Here is a 26,693-nt window from a genome sequence, read left to right on the forward strand (position 1 = left end):
CCGTAGAGCCTGGGGAGGTTCACTGATATGTTGTACGACAAATCCCTTGAGAGGGATAACTGTGGTTTCGGCCTGATCGCCCACATAGAAGGCGAACCTAGCCACAAGGTAGTGCGAACCGCAATACACGCACTGGCCCGCATGCAGCACCGTGGCGCAATCCTTGCCGATGGTAAAACCGGCGACGGTTGCGGTCTGCTGCTGCAAAAACCCGATCGTTTCTTCCGCATCGTTGCCGAAGAGCGCGGCTGGCGTTTAGCCAAAAACTACGCCGTTGGGATGCTGTTCCTGAATAAAGATCCTGAGCTGGCTAAAGCGGCGCGCCGCATCGTTGAAGAAGAACTTCAGCTTGAGACCCTGTCGATTGTCGGCTGGCGCGATGTGCCGACCAACGAAGGCGTGCTCGGTGAAATCGCCCTCTCCTCGCTGCCCCGTATTGAGCAAATCTTTGTCAACGCCCCGGCTGGCTGGCGCCCGCGCGATATGGAGCGCCGTCTGTTTATTGCGCGTCGTCGCATTGAAAAACGTCTGCAGGAAGACAAAGATTTCTACGTTTGTAGCTTGTCCAATCTGGTCAACATCTATAAAGGTCTGTGTATGCCGGCGGATTTGCCGCGCTTCTACCTGGACCTCGCGGACCTGCGCCTGGAGTCGGCTATCTGCCTGTTCCACCAGCGCTTCTCCACCAACACCGTACCACGCTGGCCGTTGGCGCAGCCGTTCCGCTACCTGGCGCACAACGGTGAAATTAACACCATTACCGGCAACCGCCAGTGGGCCCGCGCCCGTACCTATAAGTTCCAGACCCCGCTGATCCCTGACCTGCACGACGCCGCGCCGTTCGTTAACGAAACCGGCTCCGACTCCAGTTCCATGGACAACATGCTGGAGCTGCTGCTGGCCGGCGGGATGGACATCGTGCGCGCCATGCGTCTGCTGGTGCCACCAGCCTGGCAGAACAACCCGGATATGGATCCGGAGCTGCGTTCGTTCTTCGACTTTAACTCCATGCATATGGAGCCGTGGGACGGCCCGGCGGGCATCGTCATGTCCGATGGCCGCTACGCGGCCTGTAACCTCGACCGTAACGGTCTGCGCCCGGCGCGCTACGTCATTACCAAAGATAAGCTCATCACCTGCGCCTCCGAAGTCGGCATCTGGGATTACCAGCCTGACGAAGTGGTCGAGAAAGGCCGCGTGGGCCCGGGCGAGCTGATGGTTATCGATACCCGTGCCGGACGCATTCTGCACTCAGCGGAAACCGATGACGATCTGAAGAGCCGCCACCCGTATAAAGAGTGGATGGAGAAAAACGTTCGTCGCCTGGTGCCGTTCGAAGATCTGCCGGACGAAGAGGTTGGCAGTCGCCAGCTGGATGACGACACGCTCGCCAGCTACCAGAAACAGTTTAACTACAGCGCGGAAGAGCTGGACTCCGTCCTGCGCGTGCTCGGCGAAAATGGCCAGGAAGCAGTCGGTTCGATGGGCGATGACACGCCTTTCGCCGTGCTCTCCAGCCAGCCGCGCATTATCTACGATTACTTCCGTCAGCAGTTCGCCCAGGTGACTAACCCGCCGATCGACCCGCTGCGCGAAGCGCACGTCATGTCGCTGGCTACCAGCATCGGCCGCGAAATGAACGTCTTCTGCGAAGCGGAAGGCCAGGCGCATCGTCTGAGCTTCAAATCGCCGATCCTGCTGTACTCCGATTTTAAACAGCTGACGACGATGGAAGAAGAGCACTATCGCGCCGACGTCCTCGATATCACGTTCAACCCGGCAGAGGCCTCCCTCAGCGAGACGGTGAAAGCGCTGTGCGATAAAGCGGAGCAAATGGTGCGCGACGGCACCGTGCTGCTGGTGCTCTCTGACCGCAACATCGCCAAAGACCGTCTGCCGGTACCGGCGCCGATGGCCGTTGGCGCGATCCAGACCCGTCTGGTCGATAAAAGCCTGCGCTGCGATGCCAACATCATCGTTGAAACCGCCAGCGCCCGCGATCCGCACCACTTCGCCGTGCTGCTCGGCTTTGGGGCGACGGCTATCTATCCATACCTCGCCTACGAAACGCTGGCGAAGCTGGTCGACAGCAAAGCCATCGATAAACCGTACCGTGCGGTGATGCTGAACTATCGCAACGGTATCAATAAAGGTCTGTATAAGATCATGTCCAAGATGGGGATCTCGACCATCGCCTCCTACCGCTGCTCGAAGCTGTTCGAAGCGGTCGGTCTGCATCGCGATGTCTCCGAGCTCTGCTTCCAGGGCGTGGTCAGCCGCATCGGCGGCGCCAGCTTCGACGACTTCCAGCAGGATCTGCTGAATCTGTCGAAACGCGCCTGGCTGGCGCGTAAGCCACTGGCCCAGGGCGGTTTGCTGAAATATGTGCACGGCGGCGAATATCATGCCTACAACCCGGACGTGGTGCGCACCCTGCAGCAGGCCGTGCAGAGCGGCGAATACAGCGATTATCAACAATACGCGAAACTGGTTAACGAACGTCCAGCGGCCACGCTGCGCGACCTGCTGGCGCTCAACCCAGGCGAAGACGCCATCAGCATCGACGAAGTAGAGCCGGCGAAGGAGCTGTTTAAACGCTTCGATACCGCGGCGATGTCGATCGGCGCCCTGAGCCCGGAAGCGCACGAGTCGCTGGCGGAAGCGATGAACAGCATCGGCGGCTTCTCCAACTCCGGTGAAGGCGGTGAAGACCCGGCGCGCTACGGCACTAATAAAGTGTCGCGCATCAAGCAGGTCGCTTCCGGCCGCTTCGGCGTCACGCCAGCCTACCTGGTCAATGCCGACGTCATCCAGATCAAAGTCGCCCAGGGGGCGAAACCGGGTGAAGGTGGCCAGCTGCCGGGTGATAAAGTCACCCCGTACATCGCCAAACTGCGCTATTCGGTACCGGGCGTCACGCTGATTTCCCCGCCGCCGCACCACGATATCTACTCTATCGAGGATCTGGCGCAGCTGATTTTCGACCTCAAGCAGGTCAATCCGAAAGCGATGATTTCGGTCAAACTGGTTTCTGAGCCGGGCGTTGGCACCATCGCCACCGGCGTGGCCAAAGCCTATGCCGACCTGATCACCATCGCCGGCTACGACGGCGGCACCGGGGCGAGCCCGCTCTCTTCGGTGAAATATGCCGGCTGTCCGTGGGAGCTCGGCCTGGTGGAAACCCAGCAGGCGCTGGTTGCCAACGGTCTGCGTCATAAGATCCGTCTGCAGGTGGATGGCGGCCTGAAAACCGGTCTTGATATCATCAAAGCGGCGATCCTCGGCGCGGAGAGCTTCGGTTTCGGTACCGGCCCGATGGTCGCGCTGGGCTGTAAATACCTGCGTATTTGCCACCTGAACAACTGCGCTACCGGCGTGGCGACCCAGGATGACAAACTGCGTAAGAATCACTATCACGGTCTGCCGTTCAAAGTGACCAACTACTTTGAATTTATCGCCCGTGAGACCCGCGAGCTGATGGCCCAGCTGGGCGTCAAGCGTCTGGTGGATCTGATTGGCCGCACCGATCTGCTCAAAGAGCTGGATGGGTTCACCGCCAAGCAGCAGAAACTGGATCTGGGTAAACTGCTGGAGACCGCAGAGCCGCATCCGGGCAAAGCGCTGTACTGCACCGAGAACAACCCACCGTTCGATAACGGCGTGCTCAACGCCCAGCTGCTGCAGCAGGCGAAACCGTACGTGGATGAAAAGCAGAGCAAGACGTTCTGGTTTGATATCCGTAACACCGACCGCTCCGTGGGGGCCTCGCTGTCCGGGTATATCGCCCAGACCCATGGCGACCAGGGACTGGCGGGCGACCCGATCGTCGCTCACTTTAGCGGCACCGCGGGCCAGAGCTTCGGCGTGTGGAACGCCGGCGGCGTGGAACTGCATCTGACTGGCGACGCCAACGACTACGTCGGGAAAGGCATGGCGGGCGGTCTGCTGGCCATTCGTCCGCCGGTGGGCTCTGCGTTCCGCAGCCATGAAGCCAGTATTATCGGCAACACCTGCCTGTACGGCGCGACCGGTGGTCGTCTGTACGCCGCAGGCCGCGCGGGCGAGCGTTTCGCCGTGCGTAACTCCGGCGCCATCACCGTGGTGGAAGGCATCGGCGACAACGGCTGCGAATATATGACCGGCGGCATCGTCTGCGTGCTCGGAAAAACCGGCGTCAACTTTGGCGCAGGGATGACCGGCGGCTTTGCCTATGTCCTGGATGAAGATGGCGACTTCCGCAAACGCGTGAACCCGGAGCTGGTGGAAGTGCTGGACGTTGATTCTCTGGCCATCCATGAAGAGCACCTGCGCGGTTTAATCACCGAGCACGTACAGCTTACCGGTTCGCAACGCGGCGAAGAGATCCTCGCCAACTGGCCGGCCTTCTCCGCGAAGTTTGCGCTGGTTAAACCAAAGTCCAGCGATGTTAAAGCACTGTTGGGTCACCGTAGTCGTTCCGCAGCTGAGCTGCGGGTGCAGGCGCAGTAAGGGGTTAAGATGAGTCAGAACGTTTATCAATTTATCGACCTGCAGCGCGTTGATCCGCCAAAGAAACCGCTGAAGATCCGTAAAATTGAGTTTGTGGAAATTTACGAGCCGTTTTCAGAAGGCCAGGCCAAGGCGCAGGCGGATCGCTGCCTCTCCTGTGGCAACCCGTACTGCGAATGGAAGTGCCCGGTGCATAACTACATCCCGAACTGGCTGAAGCTGGCCAACGAGGGGCGTATTTTTGAAGCGGCCGAGCTGTCGCATCAAACCAACACTCTGCCGGAAGTCTGCGGGCGCGTCTGCCCGCAGGACCGCCTGTGTGAAGGCTCCTGTACGCTGAACGATGAGTTCGGCGCGGTGACCATCGGCAACATCGAACGCTATATCAACGATAAGGCATTCGAGATGGGCTGGCGTCCGGATCTCTCCGACGTGAAGCCGACCGGTAAAACCGTCGCGATCATCGGCGCTGGCCCGGCGGGCCTCGCCTGCGCCGACGTGCTGACCCGTAACGGCGTCAAGGCGGTGGTATTTGACCGCCATCCGGAAATCGGCGGCTTGCTGACCTTCGGTATCCCGGCGTTCAAGCTGGAAAAAGAGGTGATGACCCGCCGCCGGGAGATCTTCACCGGCATGGGCATTGAGTTCAAACTCAATACCGAAGTGGGCCGCGACGTGCAGCTCGACGACCTGCTGAAGGAGTACGATGCGGTGTTCCTCGGCGTCGGGACCTATCAGTCTATGCGCGGTGGACTGGACAACGAAGACGCTCCGGGTGTTTACGACGCGCTGCCGTTCCTGATCGCTAACACTAAGCAGATCATGGGCTTTGGTGAAACCGCCGATGAGCCCTATGTCAGCATGGAAGGCAAACGCGTGGTGGTGCTCGGCGGTGGCGATACCGCGATGGACTGCGTACGCACCTCCGTCCGTCAGAATGCGGCGCACGTGATCTGCGCCTATCGCCGTGACGAAGAGAACATGCCCGGCTCAAAACGCGAAGTGAAAAACGCGCGCGAAGAAGGCGTTGAGTTCCAGTTTAACGTCCAGCCGCTGGGCGTGGAAGTGAATGCCAACGGTAAGGTTTGCGGCGTGAAGATGGCGCGCACCGAAATGGGCCAGCCGGATGCGAAGGGCCGCCGCCGCGCGGAGATCGTCCCCGGCTCTGAGCACGTGGTGCCGGCTGACGCCGTAGTCATGGCGTTTGGCTTCCGTCCGCACAGCATGGAGTGGCTGGCGAAGCACAGCGTCGAACTGGACTCCCAGGGCCGTATTATCGCCCCGGAAGGCAGCGAAAACGCCTTCCAGACCAGCAACCCGAAAATCTTCGCCGGTGGCGATATCGTTCGCGGTTCCGATCTGGTGGTCACCGCGATTGCCGAAGGCCGTAAAGCGGCGGACGGGATCCTCAACTACCTTGAAGTCTGATTAGGTCCGGAACCTCACGCATAAAAGCCCGATGGTTAACGTCATCGGGCTTTTTTATTGCTCATTCGCCGGGCAAACCGCCGCTTTCAGCGCCGTATTATACCAGCCGCAGATATGCTCCAGGCGGGTAATCGCCGAGCCGACGGTCACCGCCCACGCGCCGCAGCGCATCGCCTCCGCCGCCTGGGCAGGCGTGTTATAGCGCCCTTCGGCAATCACTCTGCAGCCCGCCGCGCTCAGGCATTGCACCAGCGCCAGATCCGGCTCATCCGGCGTCTCTTCTGCGGTATAGCCGGAGAGAGTCGTGCCGACAATCTCAGCCCCCAACTGCCAGCACTCGAGAGCATCGTCGAGAGATGAGCAATCGGCCATCGCCACTTTCCCCAGCCGATGAATTTCTGCTAATAGCGCCGACACTGACGCCGGACGCTGACGCTGGGTGCCGTCAATAGCAATAATATCCGCTCCGCCCTGCGCCAGCGCGTCGATATCTTCCAGCCATGGCGTAATACGCACCGGGCTATCGGGCAAATCGCGTTTGATCAACCCAATAACGGGCACTGTCACTAACGGACGAACGGCCTGCAGGTTGGCCAGGCCTTCGATGCGCAGCGCTACCGCTCCCGCCTGCTCAGCCGCCAGCGCCATTGCCGCGACGATAGCGGGATTATCCAGCGGACTGCCCGGCACCGGCTGGCAGGAGACAATTAATCCGCCATGATGACGGATACGCTGGTCCAGTTGTGCGAGTAAAGACATGTCTGCTCCCTAAAAACTACCTGTGGCGATGACGATACCAGCCATGGGACGCCTCGTTTGTGGCAGAGTTAACAAAGCGGACAGACAAAAAAACAGGCCCCGCAGGGCCTGTCAGAGAAGGGATTTACTTCACCACGCGCAGCGCCGGGCGACCACCGCGCGGCGGCGGCGTGTCGTCAGGATCGTCGTCGTGATTATCCGGCTTATCGCCATCGATCACCGACATCACCGTTTCGCTTTCACTCTCCGGCGCGACGTCATCATCGTTGAGGCTGCTGACGTCTTCGTCATAGGCCGCTTCCGGTTCGAACATCGTACCAGCGCCGTTCTCACGGGCGTAGATGGCGAGTACCGCAGCCAGCGGGACAGACACGTTGCGTGGTACCCCGCCAAAGCGCGCGTTGAAGCGCACTTCGTCGTTCGCCAGCTCGAGATTGCCTACCGCACGCGGGGCAATATTGAGAACGATTTGCCCATCGCGCGCGTACTCCATCGGCACGAGCACGCCCGGCAGCGTCACATCCACCACCAGGTGCGGCGTCAGCTGGTTATCCAGCAGCCAGTCATAAAACGCCCGTAACAGATACGGGCGACGCGGCGTCAGCTGTGATACATCCATTATTTAGCCCCGACCGAGGCGCATTTCACGCTCGGCTTCAGTTAAAGAAGCGAGGAAGGAATCACGCTCAAATACGCGAGTCATATAGCCTTTGAGCTCTTTCGCACCAGCGCCAACCAGCTCCACACCAAGAACCGGCAGACGCCACAGCAGCGGCGCCAGGTAGCAGTCCACCAGGCTGAACTCATCGCTCAGGAAGTAAGGTTTCTGGGTGAAGACCGGCGCGATGGCCAGCAATTCTTCACGCAGCTGCTTACGCGCAGCATCAGCTTGCGCTGCGGTACCGCTCTGGATGGTGTTCATCAGCGAATACCAGTCCTTCTCGATACGTTGCATATACAGGCGGCTTTCACCACGCGCCACCGGATAAACCGGCATTAACGGCGGGTGCGGGAAACGCTCATCCAGATACTCCATAATGATGCGGGATTCCCACAGAGTGAGCTCACGATCCACCAGCGTCGGTACGCTTTGATTCGGGTTGAGGTCAATCAGATCCTGAGGCGGGTTATCCTTCTCCACGTGCTCTATCTCAAAACTGACACCCTTCTCGGCCAGCACAATGCGGACCTGATGGCTATAGATGTCAGTAGGACCAGAAAACAGCGTCATTACCGAACGTTTGTTGGCAGCGACAGCCATGAAAACCTCCAGGTATATTCAGAATTTTGTACTGCTGCCGGCCACTCATGACCAGCCAGATGTAAAAACCCCATTAGCGCGATGTCACCTTCGTTCACGAATAAAACAAAAAATGAACAATCACCAGCATTTGGGCAGAAAATTGGATGATAGTTTACCAGATTTTGAAGACGTTGTGGTGAGGGGATTCTGGAAATGCTGAAAAAGTGGCGAGAACCGGCGCTATGCTTGTGGATAACAGCCGTTTTATCCATAAAAAAACCCGCCGAAGCGGGTTTTTTCGCAAATTGTTCTGCGTGAGCAGAAAACAATTAACGTTTGGAGAACTGCGGACGACGACGTGCTTTACGCAGACCGACTTTCTTACGTTCAACCTGACGAGCGTCACGAGTAACGAAGCCAGCTTTACGCAGTTCGGAACGCAGGGACTCGTCGTACTCCATCAGAGCGCGGGTGATACCGTGACGGATCGCACCAGCCTGACCAGAGATACCACCACCTTTAACAGTGATGTACAGATCCAGTTTCTCAACCATGTCGACCAGTTCCAGCGGCTGACGAACTACCATGCGGGCAGTTTCACGACCGAAGTACTGTTCCAGAGAACGCTGGTTGATAACGATTTTACCGTTGCCCGGTTTGATGAAAACGCGAGCTGCGGAACTTTTGCGGCGACCAGTGCCGTAGTATTGATTTTCAGCCATTGCCTATAATCCCGATTAGATGTCAAGAACTTGCGGTTGCTGTGCCGCGTGGTTGTGCTCGTTACCCGCGTAAACTTTCAGTTTACGGTACATAGCACGACCCAGCGGGCCTTTTGGCAGCATGCCTTTAACCGCGATTTCAATCACACGCTCAGGACGGCGGGCAATCATCTCTTCAAAGGTCGCTTCTTTGATACCACCGATGTGGCCGGTGTGGTGGTAGTACATTTTGTCTTCGCGCTTGTTGCCGGTAACAGCAACTTTTTCTGCGTTCAGAACGATGATGTAATCACCGGTATCAACGTGCGGAGTGTATTCCGCTTTGTGCTTACCGCGCAGGCGACGAGCCAGTTCAGTAGCCAGACGGCCCAGAGTTTTACCGGTCGCGTCAACAACATACCAGTCGCGTTTTACGGTTTCTGGTTTAGCTGTAAAAGTTTTCATTAAAAGCTTACCCAAATAATAAGTTACACGTTGGTGAACACCCAAACGTTTAGTCAGTTGAGGTTCACACGACATTGTCCAGCAAACCTACCCCTTCGAATAGCCTATGCCGGCGCATAGAAAGTTTCGGGAAAAAAACCTTCTCGTAACGTGGGGTCGCAAGATTATAGAGAAGTCGGGGTCAAAGATCGACCCCTTTATGAGATTTTTCAGGCCGCGCCCGGGGCGGCCTTGCGGCCCTGAATCCGCCTGAAAAAGTCCCCTGTCAGGGCATATGCGGACGTTTGAGGTACTCTTCGCTCTGCATCTCCTGCAGACGCGAGAGACAGCGCTGGAACTCAAACTTCAGCCGCTCGCCCTGGTAAATGTCGTACAGCGGCACTGCCGCGCTGACCACCAGCTTTACATGGCGCTCGTAGAACTCATCCACCAGAGCGATAAAGCGGCGGGCCTCGCTCTCCAGCTGCGCGGTCATCACCGGCACGTCGAACAGCATCACCGTATGGAACAGTCGGGAGAGCGCGATATAGTCATGCTGGCTGCGCGCATCCACGCATAGCGTGGCGAATGACGCCGCCAGCGTCTGGTTTTCTACGCCGAGGGTAGGCAGCTCGCGATGGTTAATCTCCAGCGTCGGCCCGGCAGCGCGCGGCGCGCCCGCCAGCGCGAGCCACAATTTATCCATCTGTTCGCGGGTGTCGTTATTCAGCGGCGACAGCCACAGGTGCGCCTGCGTCAGGGTACGCAGTCGATAATCGATGCCGGCATCGACGTTCATAATATCGCAATGCTGCTTGATGGCGTCGATCGCCGGCAGAAAACGGGCCCGCTGCAGGCCATTGCGATAGAGTTCATCCGGCGGAATATTGGAGGTCGCCACCAGGGTGATGCCGCGGGCGAACAGGGCTTTCATCAGCCCGCCCAACAGCATGGCGTCGGTAATATCGGAGACAAAAAACTCGTCGAAACAGAGCACGTCGGTTTCCGCTTTAAAGCGGTCGGCGACGATCTCCAGCGGGTCGCTATGTCCCTGCAGGGTGGTCAGCTCTTCGTGTACGCGCAGCATGAAACGATGGAAATGCAGGCGCTGTTTACGCTCGCCCGGCAGGCTCTGGTAAAACAGGTCCATCAGCCAGGTTTTGCCTCGCCCCACGCCGCCCCACATATACAGGCCGCGGACAGGTGCCGTCCCGGCAGCCGGCTCGCGCTTACCCAGCAGTTTGCCGAATTTCGCGCGCAAACCGCCGCCTGACGCGACCGGCGCGGGCTGCGTCTGCAGTTCCTGGTAAATGGTATCAAGGCGGCTCACCGCTTCTTGCTGGACGTCGTCGGGTTGATGGCTGCCCTCTTTCAGGGCTAAAAGGTAACGCGATGTTGGAGACAGGCTTTGCATGATCTAATTGTTATTCCTTGAAAACCGTAATGCCGAAGCTCACGATTGACGAAAAAAAGGCCGTTCTACACTACGCGATGATACGCCAGGATTCCACTTCTGTGGAATTAGCGGTTATAGTGGCACTATCGGGCGCAGGCGGAGAGCCTAAGAGCCACCCTACGGAACCACAATACAACGGGAGATGTTCATGACCTGGGAATACGCGCTAATTGGGTTAGTCGTCGGTATCATCATTGGTGCCGTCGCCATGCGTTTCGGCAACCGCAAACTGCGCCAACAGCAGGCGCTGCAGTACGAACTGGAAAAGAATAAAGCCGAGCTTGAAGAGTACCGTGAAGAGCTGGTGAGCCACTTTGCGCGTAGCGCCGAACTGCTGGATAACATGGCGCACGACTATCGTCAGCTATATCAGCATATGGCGAAAAGCTCTAACAACCTGCTGCCGGACTCGATGGCAGACGCCAACCCGTTCCGCAACCGTCTGGAAGAGTCTGAAGCCAGCAACGATCAGGCGCCGGTCCAGATGCCGCGCGACTACTCCGAGGGCGCATCCGGTTTACTGCGCGGAGGCGCAAAACGCGATTAAGCCTCGCTGCGATTAAAATATTCTCCGGGCGCGCCCGTCGCGCCCGCTCCTTCCCCCACTTCCCGGCTACAATTTAAACCAGTCCCCACGTTGTTACCTGTGCAAAAATTCAATAACATCAGGTTATTCAGGACATTTTTCCATACACCTCAGGTTACGAGAGCCAGCATCTAATGAAGAAACAGACTTTGCTGTTGAGTGCGTTAGCGTTAAGCATTGGGTTATCGTTGTCGGTCCTGCCTCCGGCAGCGGCATCCTTACCGACTCAGGTGCCCGGCCAGGGCGCGTTACCAAGCCTGGCGCCGATGCTGGAAAAGGTTCTGCCGGCGGTGGTTAGCGTACAGGTGGAAGGCACTGCCTCGCCGACGCTCAATATGCCGGAAGAGCTGAAAAAATATTTTGGCGATAACGCCCCGCAGGAGCAGGCGCAGCCGTTTGAAGGGCTCGGCTCCGGCGTTATCATCGACGCGGCGAAAGGCTATGTGCTGACCAATAACCACGTCATCAATCAGGCGCAGAAGATCAGCGTCCAGCTGAACGATGGCCGTGAGTTCGATGCCAAACTGGTCGGGAGCGATGAACAGAGCGATATCGCTCTGCTGCAGCTGATTAAGCCAGACCACCTGACGCAAATCGCCATTGCTGACTCTGATAAACTTCGCGTCGGCGACTTCGCCGTCGCCGTCGGCAACCCGTTCGGCCTTGGCCAGACCGCCACATCCGGCATTATCTCTGCCCTTGGCCGCAGCGGCTTGAACCTTGAAGGGCTGGAGAATTTCATTCAGACCGACGCCTCGATTAACCGCGGCAATTCCGGCGGCGCGCTGCTGAACCTCAACGGCGAGCTTATCGGGATCAACACCGCGATCCTCGCGCCGGGCGGCGGCAGCATCGGCATCGGCTTTGCCATTCCAAGCAATATGGCGAAAACCCTCGCCGACCAGCTTATTCAGTTTGGCGAAATCAAGCGCGGCCTGTTGGGCATTAAAGGCATGGAAATGAGCGCCGACATCGCCAAAGCGATGAATCTCAACGTTCAGCGCGGCGCCTTCGTCAGTGAAGTCCTGCCAAACTCCGGCTCCGCCAAAGCGGGGATTAAATCCGGGGACGTCATCGTGAGTCTGAACGGCAAACCGCTGAACAGTTTCGCCGAACTGCGTTCGCGGATCGCCACCACCGAGCCGGGTACCAAGGTCAAACTGGGCCTGCTGCGCGACGGAAAGCCGGTCGATGTCGAAGTGACCCTGGATAAGAGCACCTCCTCAACCGCCAGCGCGGAACTGATTATCCCGGCGCTGCAGGGGGCCTCGTTCAGCGACGGCCAGATGAAAGATGGCACCAAAGGAGTGGTGATCGATAATGTGGATAAAGGCAGCGCCGCCGCCCAGGTCGGCCTACATAAAGATGACATTATCATTGGCCTTAACCGGCAGCGTATTCACTCGATTGCCGAACTGCGCAAAGCGCTCGAAGGCAAACCGCCGGTCATCGCCCTGAACGTGATCCGCGGCAACGAAAGCATCTATCTGCTGCTGCGCTGATTGTCTCTCCGGGCATCGCCGCCATGTGCGATGTCCGGACAACTCATGCTATGCTGCGCCTGACCATTCATTAACGATATCTGCATCATGCCTGGAAAGTTATTACGTTCAGTACTCATCGGTTTGCTTGTCGGGGGTCTGCTGCTGGCCCTGATGCCCTCGCTGCGCCAGTGGCAGTTGGCGCCGACTACCCAGAACGATACGGCAGACGACTCCCCGGCGAGCTATAACGCCGCGGTGCGCCGCGCGGCGCCCGCCGTGGTGAACGTCTATAACCGCGCCCTGAACAGCACCAGCCATAATCAGCTGACGCTTGGCTCAGGGGTGATTATGGATCAGCGCGGCTATATCCTGACCAACAAGCATGTTATCAACGATGCCGATCAGATTATCGTCGCCCTGCAGGACGGCCGCGTCTTCGAAGCGCTGCTGGTAGGATCCGATTCCCTCACCGATCTCGCCGTGCTCAAGATCAATGCTACCGGCGGGCTGCCGGTGATCCCGATCAATCCGAAACGCACGCCGCACATCGGCGACGTGGTGCTGGCGATTGGCAACCCTTATAACCTGGGGCAGACCATCACCCAGGGGATTATCAGCGCCACAGGGCGCATTGGCCTCAATCCGACCGGCCGCCAGAACTTCCTGCAGACTGACGCCTCGATCAACCACGGTAACTCCGGCGGGGCGCTGGTGAACTCTCTCGGCGAGCTGATGGGGATTAACACCCTCTCCTTTGACAAGAGCAATGACGGCGAAACGCCGGAAGGCATTGGCTTTGCGATCCCGTTCCAGTTAGCGACCAAAATTATGGATAAACTGATCCGCGATGGCCGGGTGATCCGCGGCTATATCGGCATTAGCGGCCGGGAGATCGCCCCGCTGCACGCGCAGGGCGGAGGGATCGATCAGATTCAGGGGATCGTCGTTAACGATGTCGCCCCGGACGGTCCAGCGGCGCAAGCCGGGATCCGCGCCAACGACGTAATCATCTCCGTGAATGACAAACCCGCCGTCTCGGCACTGGAGACGATGGATCAGGTGGCCGAGATCCGCCCGGGATCGGAAATTCCGGTGGTCATCATGCGTGATGATAAGAAAATCACGCTCCATATCGCCGTCCAGGAATACCCGGCCACCAACTAAACGGCTCCCCGTTTGGGGAGCCACGTTAATCGCTAAATACCGGACCGGCCGGGAATCTGACCAGAAACCCGGTTTCCATGAATGCTGGACAATAAAAAGCCGGAACAGCGGTTCCGGCTCTTCTGTTAGGGCGAGATTACTTGTTGACGAAGTCTTCGCCGAGCGCGATATCTTTCTTCAGGGTGTCCAGCATGCCCTCCAGCGCCTGCTGTTCAAAGGCGCTGAGTTTGCCGATAGACTGTCGCTCTTCCACGCCGTTTTTCCCCAGCAGCAGCGGCTGGGAGAAGAAACGCGCATAGTGGCCGTCGCCTTCCACGTAGGCGCACTCCACCACGCCTTTTTCCCCCTGCATGGCGCGAACCAGAGAGAGACCAAAACGGGCAGCCGCCTGGCCCATCGACAAGGTCGCCGACCCGCCGCCCGCTTTCGCTTCCACGACTTCAGTACCGGCGTTCTGAATACGTTTAGTCAGGTCGGCAATTTCCTGATCGCTAAAGCTGACGCCGGGGATCTGCGACAGTAAAGGCAGAATGGTGACCCCGGAGTGACCACCAATGACCGGGACTTCCACCTCGGTTGCCGATTTACCTTTCAGCTCCGCCACAAAGGTATTGGAACGGATGATGTCCAGCGTGGTAACGCCGAACAGTTTGTTTTTATCGTACACGCCGGCTTTTTTCAGTACTTCGGCGGCGATAGCCACGGTGGTATTCACCGGGTTGGTGATAATGCCGATGCAGGCCTGCGGGCAGGTTTTGGCAATCTGCTGCACGAGGTTCTTCACGATACCCGCATTCACATTAAACAGGTCGGAACGATCCATGCCGGGCTTACGCGCCACGCCCGCGGAGATCAGCACTACATCCGCGCCTTCCAGCGCCGGAGTAGCGTCTTCACCGGAAAATCCTTTAATTTTTACATCTGTGGGGATATGACTTAGATCTACCGCCACGCCCGGCGTAACCGGAGCGATGTCGTACAACGAGAGCTCTGAACCTGAAGGCAGTTGGGTCTTAAGTAGTAGGGCAAGCGCCTGGCCGATACCACCGGCAGCGCCAAGGACTGCAACTTTCATCCTAAACTCCTTATTATGGTTAATTTAGTCTTTCGTTATTCCGTCGCCTGGACCTTAATTCACAAGATGAACAATTACAATGATTATGGCTGAAGAATGCATTATTGTGCGTAGCAATAGAACAGCGGCGCACTTTATGCTTCCTGACTGACCATCCAGCAAAGCGAAGTACCGGATCGACTATTGGTTACAATACACCCAGCCAGTTGCGCAAAACAACACCAACTCAATAACATTTCATTTACTTTTACATGGCTTTAAGCGTTGTGATGAGAACATGTTCCTTATACGGTTTTTTTGCTAAAATATGCCCCCTTCATAACATTATTGGCCTATCCTTTCGCGGATTATTTGCATAAAAATTCATGGTTATGCATAATGATGTTGATTTTACCACCATAATCTGGGTGACTTATGCGAAGTTCGGCAAAACAAGAAGAACTGGTTAAAGCGTTTAAAGCGCTGCTTAAAGAAGAGAAATTCAGCTCGCAGGGAGAGATCGTCCAGGCGCTGCAGGAAGAGGGCTTCGAGAATATCAACCAATCGAAGGTTTCCCGCATGCTCACCAAATTTGGCGCGGTACGTACCCGTAACGCCAAAATGGAAATGGTCTATTGCTTGCCTGCCGAGCTTGGGGTACCGACCACCTCCAGCCCGCTGAAGAATTTGGTGCTGGATATCGACTATAACGATGCCGTAGTGGTGATTCATACCAGCCCCGGCGCCGCGCAGCTGATCGCCCGTCTTCTCGACTCGCTGGGCAAAGCGGAAGGCATTCTTGGCAGTATCGCCGGGGATGACACCATCTTTACCACGCCTGCGCGCGGTTTTACGGTGAAAGATCTGCACGACGCCATTCTGGTTCTGTTTGAGCAGGAACTCTGAGTAATTCCCCTCTGGCTACCGTCAGAGGGCGACTCCCTTTTCTTTTGCCTCTCCCCCCTTCCGGCACAACAACTATTTAACACTTAGTGTCATTTACGCCGTCTATACGTTCTTTTACTAACGCGAAAATCGTAAAACGCACAAAAGATCAAATTCGTATACCTTTATGAATTTATTAGAAATAAATCTTATCGCTGTCGCTAACGTGTCATTTTTAATTCTTATCCGTTATAAAAAGCGCAATCTATTGTAACTATTAACGCACAAAACAATTAGCATGGTATTAATATTTTTGGTGATTAGTGTATACTTGGTTTTGTGATGAGGGTCACGAAACAAAGACCCCCAACAAAAAGATTCGACGAGGTGAACATCATGAAAATCAAAACCACTGTAGCTGCTATCAGCATCCTGTCCGTCGTGTCGTTTGGCGCTTTCGCCGCTGATATTATCAACAGCGAGCAGGCCCAGGGCCGCGAGGCCATCGGCACGGTTTCCGTCGGCGCGGTAGCATCTTCCCCGATGGATATGCATGAAATGCTGAACAAAAAAGCGCAGGAAGAAGGGGCTTCTTCTTACCGCATTATTGAAGCCCGCACTGGCGACCACTGGCATGCCACTGCTGAGCTGTATAAATAAGTTTTAGACGTCAACGATTAACCTGACAAAAATTCTCTACCGCGGCCCGGCGACATACATCGCCCCGCCGCGGCAAAACAAAGACTGGAGTAAAGATTATGAAACGCGCAATGATCATCGCATCCCTTGGCCTGGCTTCCCTTCTCTCTTTCGGTGCCAGCGCGGCTGTCCAGCAAGTGAACGCAGAACAAGCCCAAAATCTGCAATCCATGGGCACCATCTCCGTATCCCAGGTAGGTAGTGCGCCAATGGACATGCGTCAGGAACTGGCGGCTAAAGCCGAGAAAGAAGGCGCCAGCAGCTACCGTATTATTGAAGCACGTACCGGCGATAGCTGGCACGCCACCGCTGAGCTGTACAAATAAACCCTCGTCGTCTTATTTCGACGACTTGCCCCCGCCTGCCGGGGGCTTTTTTATGCTTGTCGGGCATTAAAACGCAACTCCCCCTCCAGCTCTTCCTCTGCTTCATCAAACAATAAAATCAATGCGCCAAAGCGCCGGCGCTGCTTGTCATTTAAATGGATGAACTCAATATCCAGCGGCAGCGGTAGCAGGCCACCGGTCACTGCGTCCCATAGCGAATCCAGGTTGTTGACCTTATCCTGAGCCAGCTCGAAGGTTCGGGAAAACTCCCGGTAGAAATCCTGTTGTTCGGCGATTTCGTCAAAATCAAACGTATAGGTGGTCATGACAGCCCCTCCCGCTTCTCTTTCTGTCGCCGTTAAGTATAGCGATAAAAAAACCGACGCCTGGGCGTCGGTTTATGGGTTAGCTGCTGGTCAGCACATGCTGGTACTTATGCAACATCTCAACCAGTCGCCGTACCGGCTCGGTAACCTGCGGCGAGGCCTCCCAGACCCGCAGCTTCTCCTGATAGACATCAAGCTCCGCCAGCAGCTGGGTAAAATAGCGCCGACGCTTATCATCGCTGCCGGCGGAGATCACATGGTCCGCGGTACGTCGCAGCTGACGATGGAAGGCGGAGAGATCGTCGTTCACCGGCACGGGCGCATCGCGCAAGCGCTGATGGGCGATGATTAACGTCAAGGCCAGACGGAAACGGGCGACGTCACCTGGGAATTTATTGAGTAATAAAAACAGCTGCTGATAGAGCGCGGGCAGATGATTCTCTTTGCGACGCGCCGAGTTGGTGGTCAGCGAAGAGACCGCCGCGGAGACAAACTGGTTCAGCAGCACCCGACCGGTTCTGGCCCGGGAGTTATCCCTGACAATAAGAATAACCATCAGAGCGAGGAAACAGCCGACGATCTGCCCCAGCGCGCTATCGAGGAACTGGCTGAACTGGAACTGCATCGGATTATCCAGCACCAGAATGTTGATGGTGCTCGCCAGCGCCCCCAACGATCCGAGACGCCTTTTCTGCACTTCGATCCCGATAAAGAACGCCATCGCCGCCAGGCTGATGCAAAGCAACAGCATGCTCTGCTGCGTCGCCGGCATGATCACCAGGAAGTACAAGGTGCCCAACGGTAACGCCGCCAGGGTGCCATAGAGGAAGTCTATCGCCACCATACGCGGGTTTGGCAGGCGCATCGCCAGCGCGGTAACCACGGCGATCATTACCATCGCGCCGCTGCCTGAGGTCCAGCCCGTCCACAGCCAGAATAGCGTTCCGAGAATACAGGAGACAGAGGTGCGCCAGAAGTTCACCATCGCGTGATGACGTTCGGCGGACTCCACTTTAACCACCGTTTCGCCGCGCAACACGCCATCCTCGATACGGCTGATTTTAGTATTCCCCACCACGCCGCGCTTAAGCAGCAGATAACGCGTGGCGGCGCCCACCCAGCTATAAATCGTGACCGGGGTATTATGCTCGCCTTTCCAGGTCAGGAAGCGGCGCATGCGCTTCAGCTGCTGGTGAACATCCTGCACCGTCTCAACCGGCTCGGCGAACAGCTCGCGATAGTCGTCCGTGACCATTTCCGGGCGTGAGTTCTGAATCAGATAGGTTTCGCAAGCCTGGGTGATAAGGGTTAGCGAAAGGGTGTTGATCGCCTTCAGGCGCTGATTGGCCTTTGCCCAGCGTGAGGATTCCATAATCAGGTTACTACGCATACCTTCCAGCGCCGTAGTGCGGCGTACCAGCGCTCCCCAGGCTTGATCCACTTCCTCTTTTTCACCGTGCGCGACGCATAACTGCATCAGCTTATACTGTGCAATTAGCAGATTATCGAGCTCGAGGTCGATCTCTTTTTTAATCGAACGCGGCGAAAACAGGAGATCGGCGACGATGGCGCTGACAATACCGATGACAATTTCGCTGCAGCGTTCGACAGCAAACTGCGGCGCCAGCATCGGATTGGTATGGATGGTAATAATGATAATCAGCGCGGTGTACCCGGCCAGCCCCCAGGCATAGGAGTTTTCGACCTTGACCAGCGACGAAACCCAGGTACAAAAACCGGCCCACAGACAGCAGACCAGCATCATCAACAGAGGCGCGCGGATCATCAGGATGATGATAACCAGCGCCGCAATACAGCCAATAAAGGTCCCGGCAATACGCAACATACCGCGATAGCGGATCGCGCCGGAGTACGGTTCGCCGCCAGCAGCAAAGGCCGGCCCGGCGGCGACGATCGCTGCCGTCAGTACCGCCCAGCGCGGCGTTTCGAGCTGAAAATGGAAACCGACAAACAGCGCCAGCACCACCGCGCATGCAAGCTTAATGGCAAAGCGGAGATGCCGGGGAGCAATGGTATATGTCCCCATAGCGATTAACCAAATTCGCGCAGGCGCATAGCCAGTTTCTGGAAGAAGTTGGCCTGGCTGGTATCACGATCTTCTTGACCGGTGATCACTACCGTCGCCGTGGTGCCCGATGGCCACAGATTCCCCTGCTGGTGATCGAGGCGAATACGCACCGGCACACGCTGCGCCAGACGCACCCACTCAAGGTTGGAGTCGACCGAGGCCATCCCTTTCGAGTCGCTGCTGCTGCTGGCGTTGGTCACCCCCGCAGCGATACTGTCCACCGTCCCTTTAATGGTTTTGCTGCTGCCCAGCGGGGTAATCTCCGCACGATAGCCTGGACGGACGCCCTCCAGTTTGGTCTCTTCCAGATAGGCCATGACGTAAAACGTATTCTCTTTCACCAGCGCCACCGCCGTGGAGCCACGGGTGATAAATTCCCCAGTGTAGACGTTAAGGTTAGTCACCCAGCCATCCGCAGGGGCGCGAATGACCGTCCGCTCCAGATCTAGCCTGGCCAGGTCGCGACTAGCCACCGCTTTCGCCAGCTGATGTTCAACGGTTTGCAGTACGTTGTTCGCCTGATCAATCTCTTCCCGCGACATCGCCTGTACGCCAAGCTTATTACGCCGACCGGCTTCGACGCGTTTTTCCTGAGCTAACGTCTGATAATAGGCGACATCAGCTTCCGCCTGCGCCAGCGCTTTTTGGTAACGAGGTTGGTCAATAACGAACAATACCTGGTCTTTCTTAACCAGTTGGTTATCCTTGACGTTTACCTGAGAAATCAGCCCGGAGACGTCGGGGGCAATCGCCACAATGTCGGCGCTAAAGCGCGCATCACGCGTCCACGGCGAGGCGGTGTAATAAACCCAGGCGCGGAAAATCGCCACGAAGGCCAGAATGACCAGTATCACGGTAATGGCAGTACGGAGGATATTTCTTGTTAGTGTTTTCACATCAACCTCAAACGAACAAGCGCGATATCAAATAAAAAAGGCAGCAATAGAGCGCCGTATTAAACAGTGCTGGGTGCCAGACAAAATCGTAAATGCCGGTCGGAACCAGCAGTCGGTGCACCAGCCAAAAGATAGCCAGCGACAAAAGCAACTCGAAGAAGATCGGCGGAAACGATAAGCCGAAAATCACGATGACAGGAAACAGACTCATGATGACCTTGAATAAGAAGCGTACAGGTAGTGAGCAGATGCGTTTATTATGTAGCTAACAATATATTAACGTAACGATTGCCGCATTATCTACAATGTGTGATCTAAATCACTTTTAAGCCAGAGTGAATAATGGAACGATTAAAACGCATGTCCGTTTTCGCCAAAGTGGTCGAATTAGGTTCATTCACCGCAGCGGCCCGCCAGCTTCAGATGAGCGTTTCCTCGATCAGTCAGACCGTCGCCAAACTGGAAGATGAACTGCAGGTAAAGCTGCTCAACCGCAGCACCCGCAGCCTTGGCTTAACTGAAGCAGGTAAAATCTATTACCAGGGCTGCCGTAGGATGCTGTTTGAAGCGCAGGATGTCCATGAGCAATTATACGCATTTAACAATACCCCCATCGGGACGCTGCGCATCGGCTGCTCTTCAACTATGGCACAGAATGTTCTGGCGCGCATAACGGCGAAAATGCTCAAAGAATACCCTGGGCTCTCTGTTAATCTGGTCACCGGCATACCTGCGCCAGACCTGATCGCCGACGGCCTTGACGTGGTGATCCGCGTGGGCGCCCTGCAGGATTCCAGCCTTTTTTCCCGCCGCCTGGGCTCAATGCCGATGGTATTATGCGCCGCTAAAAGCTATCTGGCGCAGGCTGGCAATCCAGAGAAACCGGCCGACCTTGCCGGACATGCCTGGCTGGAATATAGCGTGCGGCCGGACAATGAGTTTGTCATTATCGCGCCGGAAGGGATCTCGACCCGCCTGACCCCGCAGGGGCGCTTCGTGACCAACGACCCTATGACGCTGGTGCGCTGGCTGACCGCCGGGGTGGGTATCGCCTATGTACCCTTAATGTGGGCGATCGAAGAGATCAACCGCGGTGAGCTTGAGATCCTGCTGCCCAGCTATCAGTCCGATCCGCGACCGGTCTACGCCCTGTATACGGAAAAGGATAAACTGCCGCTGAAAGTGCAGGTCTGTATCAACTATCTGACGGAGTATTTTGTCGACGTGGCGAAGATCTATCAGGGCATGCACGGGCGCGGGATCGCCCGGTGAAGCGGTTCCCGGCAGCGCCGGGAACCAGGTCAGGCTCAGGCGGTGCCGCCGACGGTAAGGTTATCGACCTTCAGGGTCGGCTGGCCGACGCCCACCGGCACGCTCTGGCCCTCTTTGCCACAGACGCCGACGCCGTTATCCAGGCGCAGGTCGTTGCCCACCATCGAAATCTGTTGCATGGTCTCAATGCCGGAGCCAATCAGCGTGGCCCCTTTCACCGCCTTCGTGACCTTCCCTTTTTCGATCAGATAGGCCTCGGAAGTGGAGAAGACGAATTTACCGGAGGTGATATCCACCTGCCCGCCGCCGAAGTTAGGCGCAAAGATACCGTAGTCGACCGATTCGATAATCTCCTGTGGCGTTGACTGGCCCGCCAGCATATAGGTGTTGGTCATACGCGGCATCGGCAGATGGGCATACGACTCACGTCGGCCATTGCCGGTCGGTGCGACGCCCATCAGGCGCGCGTTGAGTTTATCCTGCATATAGCCTTTCAGAATGCCGTTTTCGATTAGCACGTTGTATTGCCCCGGCGTCCCTTCGTCATCAATGGCCACCGAGCCACGGCGATCGGCGATGGTGCCGTCATCCACTACGGTGCACAGCTCAGAGGCGACTAATTCCCCCATATGGCCGCTAAAGACCGAGGTGCCACGCCGGTTGAAATCGCCTTCCAGCCCATGGCCGACCGCTTCATGCAGCAGGACGCCAGGCCAGCCGGCGCCGAGCACCACTGGCAGCATCCCCGCAGGGGCGGCGACCGCCGAGAGGTTGACCAGCGCCATGCGCACCGCTTCTTTCGCCCAGGCATCGGCCCGCACGTCGCCCTCCTGGGAGGCGAGGAAATAGTCATAACCAAAACGCCCGCCACCACCGCTGCTGCCGCGCTCACGCTTGCCATCCTCTTCCACCAGCACGCTGACGGAAAGACGAACCAGCGGACGAACGTCGGCGGCCAGAGTGCCATCGGTGGCGGCGACCAGGATCAGCTCATACACCCCGCTCAGGCTGGCTGAAACCTCCTGCACCCGCTGGTCCGCCGCCCGGGCGACTTTGTCTACCCGGCGCAGAATATCCAGCTTCTCTTCCCGGGTCATACTCTGCAGCGGGTCGATGCTGGTGTACAGGGCACGATGCTCTACGGCGCCGAGGGTCTGCACTTTGCCATTGCCGGTGTCGCGCACAATGGTCCGCGCCGCCTGGGCGCTCTGCTCCAGCGCCAGTTTGCTGATCTGATCGGCGTAGGCAAAGCCCGTTTTTTCGCCGCTGACGGCGCGCACGCCTACGCCCTGGTCGATATTGTACGACCCATCTTTAATGATGCTGTCTTCCAGAACCCAGGATTCGTGATAGCTCGACTGAAAATAGAGATCGCCGTAATCGAGGCGGCGCTCGGTCAGTTGACCAAGAATGGCAAACAGGTCCTGATGATTCAGGCCATTTGCCGACAGTAATTGTTCACTTACCAGGTTCAGACTCATCGTTATGCTACTCGTTTGTTGCCGCCTGACAGGCGGAAATACAGAAGGCTATCTATTGAGATTGCGGCAATTCCCGGCAATCGTCAAATCATTGCTTTTTATTGCTGCGCGCCTGGCGCAGCACTTCATTGATCTGCGGCTGGTCAATTGGGCCGGTGATGCGGTAGCGCAGAATCGAAACTTTATTCCACAGCGGACCCAGCACTTTGCTGGCGGCAAATACCGCCGCGCCGACGATGGGGTTGACGGCAAAGGCCGCCGCCACGCCGACGGTCGCGGAGATCTCCGGCGCCACCACCGCCTGCAGATCCAGCTGGCGACGCACCAGATCGACCGACCCTTTCATAGCAATATCCGCTTCAAGGCCATCTACCAGCGTATCATCGGTATGCAGTACGCCATCCTTAATCCATGCCGTACTGTTAATCGAATCAAAGTAAAAGCCTTCGCTGAAGGTATCGCTGAAATCGAAACGCAGTTTACGCAGCAGGGCATCCACACTCAGCAGACGCAGCAGCTGGCCAGCGTGCCCGGTACTCAGGTCGGTAAACTGCCCCTTGCCCAGGTGGCTTTTAATGATGCCATTGAGCGACGCGACATCGGGTGACCAGGGCGGCGCGCGCCAGTGCAGATCGTAGTCGATATCAAACGGCGAATCCTTCACCGGCGTGGAGACGCCAAAGAAATCCGCAAATGCATCCGTCTTATTGCCGTGCAGTCTGCCTTTCAGCGAGGTTCGAACCCCTGAAGGGGCGTTCACCCACACGCCGTTGGTCGTCAGCCGGCCAAACCCGGTATCCACCAGGCCGTTGGAGAGCGTTAAGGTATCCCCTTCGATCGCCACATCCCCATCGATGCGGCCATATTTTTGTCCCCACAGCCAGCATTCCGCGCAGCGTAGCTGCAGATCGGGCCAGCCATGGAAATCCAGCCGCGTCGCCGTCTGGGGGGCCACATTCTCTGTTGCGTTCTGGCCGCTGGCGCTGGCCGGATTGAAATAGAGATAACGCACATTTGCCAGCCACGGAGCATTGTCGCGCATCGTCAATGTGGCATTGATCTCACGCCCCTGCGCCTCAACCTGCGAGCCGCCGGCGACCGGCTGGGACATCAGACTGACGTTGTTCCACTGTTGCCCCGCAAGGGCCAGCGACGGCGTACGCAGCACAATGCGCGGTGGAAAGAGCACGCTGCTGCTCACTTCATTTGCCGCGCCGTTCTCGAAGAGCGCCAGCCACTGCGCGCCATCTATCGGCGGCAGATTGAGCTCGATACCGGGCTGATCGGGCAGCGGAGAGTGCCCTTTGCTGTCAGTGGTAAGGATCGCTCTATCCAGCGTCAGCTTATGATTGAGCAACCAGCGGCTGTTAATATGATTCTTCGCCCCGACGGAGCCGGTCAGGTCGAAGCTGCTCAGGCCGCCGGCGACGTTAATTTTGACCGGAAGGGGTTCGCCGGCGGGCTTACTGACTGGCGAAGGTAAGCGACTGCTCACATTCTTCAGATCGCCGTTGATATCGACCTTATAGCTGGCATTGCCATGGTACGGCAGTTCGATGGCGACCTTGCCATCCCACGGGACGCTACCGCTCAACGCCTCACTCACGGCTTTCGGCAGCAGCCCGGTGCGCGACGGCTGCCAGTTGGCATTCATCCCGACATCCACCAGAAACGCTTTTTCACCTTCGCGGGTGGAAAAATTGAGGTTCAGCGGCTGATTAAACCAGGTCGCGCTCAACGTTTGACTATTGAGATCGCCATTCACAAAGCTGAAATTACCGCTCAGGTTCTGCAGCGTAGTATCTAACGGTTTGATAAACAGGCTATTATTCTGCAGGCGCACATCGCCTTTCGCGGTGGTCATCTCGCCGTCGAGGGGGATATTCAGATGTAAGCGAGCGCTCACATCCCCATCCAGCTGCAGGGAATCCAGCGCCGCCCCGAGCGACTCTTTCAGCGGCGTAGTATTAAAGTAAGGTCCAACCTCTTTTCCCGGGCCTTTGATATCGGCATCAATCAGCAGTTTTTCCTGCGCATAGTCCGGGATCGCGGCATCGAGATTGCTGGCGGTCACGTTGCCAAGCATCGCTTTATCCGCCCGCATCCACAGGCCGTTGTTGATAAAATTGAGGTCGATATTCAGCCCGGTTAGCGCCGGCCAGTCCGGTTGGAAGGCAAAAGTGGCGTTCTTCAGCGGAACATAAACCTGGAATTGGCCTTCATTATGCGGATAAGGGAATAGATGCGGATTGCCGCCATACACCAGCGTCGCATCGCTGGCTTGCCCCGCTTTAATCGCGCCGCTCAGATAGTCCACCAGCGCTTTGCCCATCAGATTTTCCGGGAAATAACGCCATGCCTGGCCACCGTCATTGGTGCTGATGCCCGCCAGAATGCCCAGCCAGGGATCGTCCCCCTGCGGTTGCAGATAGCGGAAGCCGCCGCGGGCGCGTACGCCTGTCGCCTGCACGTCTATATCGCGGCCATCAAGCATAAACCCTTTGTCGTTTTTCACCCAACTGAGCGTGGCTTCGCCAGCGGCTATCTCCAGCGGCGCGCGGAAGACGCCGGCATACGGCATCAGCGCCTTCGCCATATGGGCGCGTAATTCCCCGTGCTCAACGCTGCCATTCAGACTGCCGGAGAAGTGCTCTGCCCCAGGCAGGAGTTTCCACTGCTTCCACGCCAGATCGCTCCACTGCGCCTGAAAACGCGTTTTCTCCGTCGCCTGCAGGGGGATATCGAGAGCCAGCAAATTGATTTTGCCGCCAGGCTGCGTGGTTCGCCAGAGTTCGCCCAGAGAAGGCGCCAGCTTATCAGCAAACGGCTGTAACCCGCTCAGGCCGCTGAGGGCCAAATTGCTGGCGCGAATACGTAACTCATCGCTACGCTGACGATCGTCGCCACCAACGTCCTGCGCCGGGATCCACGCCATCGCCAGGGCTCCGCTTGGCCAGGGTTTATCATCGATAGCGATCCGCGTGTCGGGAATATAAAAGGCCCAGCTTTGCTTATCATGGGAGAGATGCGCCGTCAGGTTATCCACCGACAAATGATGGACTTCGTTATCGCCCTGCCAGCTGGCGCCCCCTTTTTTCAGCCATACGTCGCCGCTGGCCACATCGCCTTTTTCAATGGTCATCCAGCCTTCGAGGCTGAAGCGGGCGCTTTTCAGGGCGATATTGTCCTGCATCCAGCGTCCCAGCCACGGTTTGACGTCGATATCATCCGCCTGCAGCCAGACCCGGCCTTTATTCAGCAGGCCATCCTCATCGCGAAGATCCATCCGCACCTGCATGACGCCATGCTGGCCGGTGAGGCTAGAGAGGCTGAGCTGCCCCTCGGCGCGATGACGGTTCCTGCCGTTAAGCCATGTCAGCTGCGGAACCGCCAGCTCCGCCCGCTGACCGGAAAGGGTCAGGAAGCTCAGATGGCTGTCGCGCAGAGTAAAGTGATCGAACTGACGTAAAAAGAGATCGCTGATGCGGTCGGTTTTCAGGCTTTCGCCACCGTCATTGGTCTGAATAGGGGTATTGGTATGGACCTGCAGCTGCCAGAAGGTGAGGTCGCGGAACTGCCAGCGCATATGCAGCAGGCTCTGCCAGACATCCAGCGCCAGGGTTACGCGCTTGACCGCCATTGTGCCGCCATCTTTCAGCCCGACATGGATATCGCGGGCGTCTAACGTCGGACCAAAAGTCTGCCAGCTGGCGGTGATCTGCGAGGCGTCCACCGGCGTACCGGTGAGGGTGGAGATCTTCTCCAGCAGCTGCGGACGCCAGGCGTCGAGCTGTGGCAACACGAGACGCAAGCCACTCACCAGCAGCGCGACGATAACAATCAATGTTGCCACGGTGAGCAATAAAATCCCGGGCAGTCGCCTCACGCCTCTCTCCTTGTCAGCCGCACAAT

The 26,693-nt window shown here is 57.3% G+C and carries 23 protein-coding genes; 9 read left to right on the top strand and 14 right to left on the bottom strand.

The window, feature by feature from the left end:
• Positions 1 to 27 precede the first annotated feature (27 nt).
• Positions 28 to 4,488: a glutamate synthase large subunit gene (gltB, locus tag RRF55_RS02970; protein WP_002918458.1), complete on the top strand. Its 4,461-nt coding sequence runs from the start codon at positions 28 to 30 to the stop codon at positions 4,486 to 4,488.
• Positions 4,489 to 4,497: 9 nt separating this feature from the next.
• Entirely contained in the window at positions 4,498 to 5,916 is a 1,419-nt protein-coding gene (locus RRF55_RS02975) for a glutamate synthase small subunit (RefSeq protein ID WP_002918461.1), read from the top strand.
• A 54-nt stretch (positions 5,917 to 5,970) separates the two neighbouring features.
• Here RRF55_RS02975 and RRF55_RS02980 read toward each other — a convergent pair whose 3' ends face one another.
• From RRF55_RS02980 to zapE, 7 genes are all read right to left on the bottom strand, one after another.
• Positions 5,971 to 6,675 carry an N-acetylmannosamine-6-phosphate 2-epimerase gene (locus tag RRF55_RS02980; protein ID WP_004185859.1) on the bottom strand — a complete coding sequence of 235 codons (705 nt, stop codon included), beginning with the start codon at positions 6,673 to 6,675 and terminating at the stop codon, positions 5,971 to 5,973.
• Between the two features lie 124 nt (positions 6,676 to 6,799).
• Positions 6,800 to 7,294, bottom strand: coding sequence for a ClpXP protease specificity-enhancing factor (gene sspB, locus RRF55_RS02985; RefSeq protein WP_002918465.1), 495 nt, complete (start codon positions 7,292 to 7,294; stop codon positions 6,800 to 6,802).
• 3 nt (positions 7,295 to 7,297) lie between these two features.
• The gene (gene sspA / locus RRF55_RS02990) at positions 7,298 to 7,936 is read right to left on the bottom strand and encodes a stringent starvation protein SspA (protein ID WP_002918467.1); all 639 of its coding nucleotides are present in this window, start codon (positions 7,934 to 7,936) and stop codon (positions 7,298 to 7,300) included.
• Positions 7,906 to 8,190: a hypothetical protein gene (locus tag RRF55_RS02995; RefSeq protein ID WP_135801240.1), complete on the bottom strand. Its 285-nt coding sequence runs from the start codon at positions 8,188 to 8,190 to the stop codon at positions 7,906 to 7,908. The genes sspA and RRF55_RS02995 overlap by 31 nt, the downstream gene beginning before the upstream one ends.
• Positions 8,191 to 8,247: 57 nt before the next feature.
• The gene (gene rpsI, locus RRF55_RS03000) at positions 8,248 to 8,640 is read right to left on the bottom strand and encodes a 30S ribosomal protein S9 (RefSeq protein ID WP_000829818.1); all 393 of its coding nucleotides are present in this window, start codon (positions 8,638 to 8,640) and stop codon (positions 8,248 to 8,250) included.
• 15 nt (positions 8,641 to 8,655) lie between these two features.
• On the bottom strand, positions 8,656 to 9,084 hold the full coding sequence (rplM, locus tag RRF55_RS03005; protein WP_002918559.1) for a 50S ribosomal protein L13: 429 nt from the start codon (positions 9,082 to 9,084) through the stop codon (positions 8,656 to 8,658).
• Positions 9,085 to 9,349: 265 nt separating this feature from the next.
• Positions 9,350 to 10,477 (bottom strand): cell division protein ZapE, encoded by a 1,128-nt coding sequence (zapE, locus tag RRF55_RS03010; protein ID WP_004144945.1) that lies wholly within the window; start codon positions 10,475 to 10,477, stop codon positions 9,350 to 9,352.
• 190 nt (positions 10,478 to 10,667) lie between these two features.
• On the opposite strand from zapE, the gene zapG reads away from it, so the two are divergent.
• From zapG to degS, 3 genes are all read left to right on the top strand, one after another.
• Positions 10,668 to 11,066, top strand: coding sequence for a Z-ring associated protein ZapG (gene zapG / locus RRF55_RS03015; protein WP_002918565.1), 399 nt, complete (start codon positions 10,668 to 10,670; stop codon positions 11,064 to 11,066).
• Positions 11,067 to 11,239: 173 nt separating this feature from the next.
• Positions 11,240 to 12,607 carry a serine endoprotease DegQ gene (gene degQ, locus RRF55_RS03020; RefSeq protein ID WP_004174125.1) on the top strand — a complete coding sequence of 456 codons (1,368 nt, stop codon included), beginning with the start codon at positions 11,240 to 11,242 and terminating at the stop codon, positions 12,605 to 12,607.
• Positions 12,608 to 12,694: 87 nt separating this feature from the next.
• Positions 12,695 to 13,753: an outer membrane-stress sensor serine endopeptidase DegS gene (gene degS / locus RRF55_RS03025; RefSeq protein ID WP_002918568.1), complete on the top strand. Its 1,059-nt coding sequence runs from the start codon at positions 12,695 to 12,697 to the stop codon at positions 13,751 to 13,753.
• A 136-nt stretch (positions 13,754 to 13,889) separates the two neighbouring features.
• Here the strand turns inward: degS and mdh are convergent, their stop codons facing one another.
• On the bottom strand, positions 13,890 to 14,828 hold the full coding sequence (mdh, locus tag RRF55_RS03030; RefSeq protein WP_002918570.1) for a malate dehydrogenase: 939 nt from the start codon (positions 14,826 to 14,828) through the stop codon (positions 13,890 to 13,892).
• A gap of 414 nt (positions 14,829 to 15,242) precedes the next feature.
• Here mdh and argR point away from each other — a divergent pair, with 414 nt between their 5' ends.
• The 3 genes from argR to yhcN-B all read left to right on the top strand — a co-directional run bounded on the left by argR (position 15,243) and on the right by yhcN-B (position 16,717).
• Positions 15,243 to 15,713, top strand: a complete 471-nt coding sequence (gene argR, locus RRF55_RS03035) for a transcriptional regulator ArgR (RefSeq protein ID WP_002918625.1) — start codon at positions 15,243 to 15,245, stop codon at positions 15,711 to 15,713.
• Between the two features lie 375 nt (positions 15,714 to 16,088).
• Positions 16,089 to 16,352 carry a peroxide/acid stress response protein YhcN gene (gene yhcN / locus RRF55_RS03040; protein ID WP_002918626.1) on the top strand — a complete coding sequence of 88 codons (264 nt, stop codon included), beginning with the start codon at positions 16,089 to 16,091 and terminating at the stop codon, positions 16,350 to 16,352.
• A 98-nt stretch (positions 16,353 to 16,450) separates the two neighbouring features.
• Positions 16,451 to 16,717: a DUF1471 family stress response protein YhcN-B gene (gene yhcN-B / locus RRF55_RS03045; protein ID WP_002918627.1), complete on the top strand. Its 267-nt coding sequence runs from the start codon at positions 16,451 to 16,453 to the stop codon at positions 16,715 to 16,717.
• A gap of 50 nt (positions 16,718 to 16,767) precedes the next feature.
• On the opposite strand, the gene RRF55_RS03050 is transcribed toward yhcN-B, so the two are convergent.
• The 4 genes from RRF55_RS03050 to aaeX form a co-directional block, all read right to left on the bottom strand.
• A complete protein-coding gene (locus tag RRF55_RS03050; protein ID WP_002918629.1) occupies positions 16,768 to 17,043 on the bottom strand; it encodes a barstar family protein in 276 nt (91 codons plus the stop codon).
• A 79-nt stretch (positions 17,044 to 17,122) separates the two neighbouring features.
• Positions 17,123 to 19,090 carry a p-hydroxybenzoic acid efflux pump subunit AaeB gene (aaeB, locus tag RRF55_RS03055; RefSeq protein WP_002918632.1) on the bottom strand — a complete coding sequence of 656 codons (1,968 nt, stop codon included), beginning with the start codon at positions 19,088 to 19,090 and terminating at the stop codon, positions 17,123 to 17,125.
• Positions 19,091 to 19,095: 5 nt separating this feature from the next.
• On the bottom strand, positions 19,096 to 20,028 hold the full coding sequence (gene aaeA, locus RRF55_RS03060; protein ID WP_002918639.1) for a p-hydroxybenzoic acid efflux pump subunit AaeA: 933 nt from the start codon (positions 20,026 to 20,028) through the stop codon (positions 19,096 to 19,098).
• A 7-nt stretch (positions 20,029 to 20,035) separates the two neighbouring features.
• Complete coding sequence (gene aaeX, locus RRF55_RS03065; protein WP_002918640.1) at positions 20,036 to 20,239, bottom strand: p-hydroxybenzoic acid efflux pump operon protein AaeX; 204 nt, start codon at positions 20,237 to 20,239, stop codon at positions 20,036 to 20,038.
• Positions 20,240 to 20,370: 131 nt separating this feature from the next.
• Between aaeX and aaeR the strand changes: the two genes are divergently transcribed.
• Entirely contained in the window at positions 20,371 to 21,300 is a 930-nt protein-coding gene (gene aaeR, locus RRF55_RS03070) for an HTH-type transcriptional activator AaeR (RefSeq protein WP_002918641.1), read from the top strand.
• Between the two features lie 35 nt (positions 21,301 to 21,335).
• On the opposite strand, the gene tldD is transcribed toward aaeR, so the two are convergent.
• Positions 21,336 to 22,781, bottom strand: coding sequence for a metalloprotease TldD (gene tldD, locus RRF55_RS03075; RefSeq protein ID WP_004144958.1), 1,446 nt, complete (start codon positions 22,779 to 22,781; stop codon positions 21,336 to 21,338).
• An 88-nt stretch (positions 22,782 to 22,869) separates the two neighbouring features.
• On the bottom strand, positions 22,870 to 26,667 hold the full coding sequence (gene yhdP, locus RRF55_RS03080) for an AsmA2 domain-containing protein YhdP (protein ID WP_040219101.1): 3,798 nt from the start codon (positions 26,665 to 26,667) through the stop codon (positions 22,870 to 22,872).
• Positions 26,668 to 26,693: the final 26 nt, after the last annotated feature.

It is taken from the genome of Klebsiella sp. K47 (genome assembly GCF_051858335.1).
Lineage (GTDB): Bacteria > Pseudomonadota > Gammaproteobacteria > Enterobacterales > Enterobacteriaceae > Klebsiella > Klebsiella pneumoniae.

What these genes read in the sequence shown, in the direction of transcription:
- gltB (WP_002918458.1), top strand. Translation starts at nt 28, where the DNA reads ATGTTGTACGACAAATCCCTTGAGAGGGATAACTGTGGTTTCGGCCTG.
- RRF55_RS02975 (WP_002918461.1), top strand. Translation starts at nt 4,498, where the DNA reads ATGAGTCAGAACGTTTATCAATTTATCGACCTGCAGCGCGTTGATCCG.
- RRF55_RS02980 (WP_004185859.1), bottom strand. Translation starts at nt 6,675, where the DNA reads ATGTCTTTACTCGCACAACTGGACCAGCGTATCCGTCATCATGGCGGA.
- sspB (WP_002918465.1), bottom strand. Translation starts at nt 7,294, where the DNA reads ATGGATGTATCACAGCTGACGCCGCGTCGCCCGTATCTGTTACGGGCG.
- sspA (WP_002918467.1), bottom strand. Translation starts at nt 7,936, where the DNA reads ATGGCTGTCGCTGCCAACAAACGTTCGGTAATGACGCTGTTTTCTGGT.
- RRF55_RS02995 (WP_135801240.1), bottom strand. Translation starts at nt 8,190, where the DNA reads ATGGATAAAACGGCTGTTATCCACAAGCATAGCGCCGGTTCTCGCCAC.
- rpsI (WP_000829818.1), bottom strand. Translation starts at nt 8,640, where the DNA reads ATGGCTGAAAATCAATACTACGGCACTGGTCGCCGCAAAAGTTCCGCA.
- rplM (WP_002918559.1), bottom strand. Translation starts at nt 9,084, where the DNA reads ATGAAAACTTTTACAGCTAAACCAGAAACCGTAAAACGCGACTGGTAT.
- zapE (WP_004144945.1), bottom strand. Translation starts at nt 10,477, where the DNA reads ATGCAAAGCCTGTCTCCAACATCGCGTTACCTTTTAGCCCTGAAAGAG.
- zapG (WP_002918565.1), top strand. Translation starts at nt 10,668, where the DNA reads ATGACCTGGGAATACGCGCTAATTGGGTTAGTCGTCGGTATCATCATT.
- degQ (WP_004174125.1), top strand. Translation starts at nt 11,240, where the DNA reads ATGAAGAAACAGACTTTGCTGTTGAGTGCGTTAGCGTTAAGCATTGGG.
- degS (WP_002918568.1), top strand. Translation starts at nt 12,695, where the DNA reads ATGCCTGGAAAGTTATTACGTTCAGTACTCATCGGTTTGCTTGTCGGG.
- mdh (WP_002918570.1), bottom strand. Translation starts at nt 14,828, where the DNA reads ATGAAAGTTGCAGTCCTTGGCGCTGCCGGTGGTATCGGCCAGGCGCTT.
- argR (WP_002918625.1), top strand. Translation starts at nt 15,243, where the DNA reads ATGCGAAGTTCGGCAAAACAAGAAGAACTGGTTAAAGCGTTTAAAGCG.
- yhcN (WP_002918626.1), top strand. Translation starts at nt 16,089, where the DNA reads ATGAAAATCAAAACCACTGTAGCTGCTATCAGCATCCTGTCCGTCGTG.
- yhcN-B (WP_002918627.1), top strand. Translation starts at nt 16,451, where the DNA reads ATGAAACGCGCAATGATCATCGCATCCCTTGGCCTGGCTTCCCTTCTC.
- RRF55_RS03050 (WP_002918629.1), bottom strand. Translation starts at nt 17,043, where the DNA reads ATGACCACCTATACGTTTGATTTTGACGAAATCGCCGAACAACAGGAT.
- aaeB (WP_002918632.1), bottom strand. Translation starts at nt 19,090, where the DNA reads ATGGGGACATATACCATTGCTCCCCGGCATCTCCGCTTTGCCATTAAG.
- aaeX (WP_002918640.1), bottom strand. Translation starts at nt 20,239, where the DNA reads ATGAGTCTGTTTCCTGTCATCGTGATTTTCGGCTTATCGTTTCCGCCG.
- aaeR (WP_002918641.1), top strand. Translation starts at nt 20,371, where the DNA reads ATGGAACGATTAAAACGCATGTCCGTTTTCGCCAAAGTGGTCGAATTA.
- tldD (WP_004144958.1), bottom strand. Translation starts at nt 22,781, where the DNA reads ATGAGTCTGAACCTGGTAAGTGAACAATTACTGTCGGCAAATGGCCTG.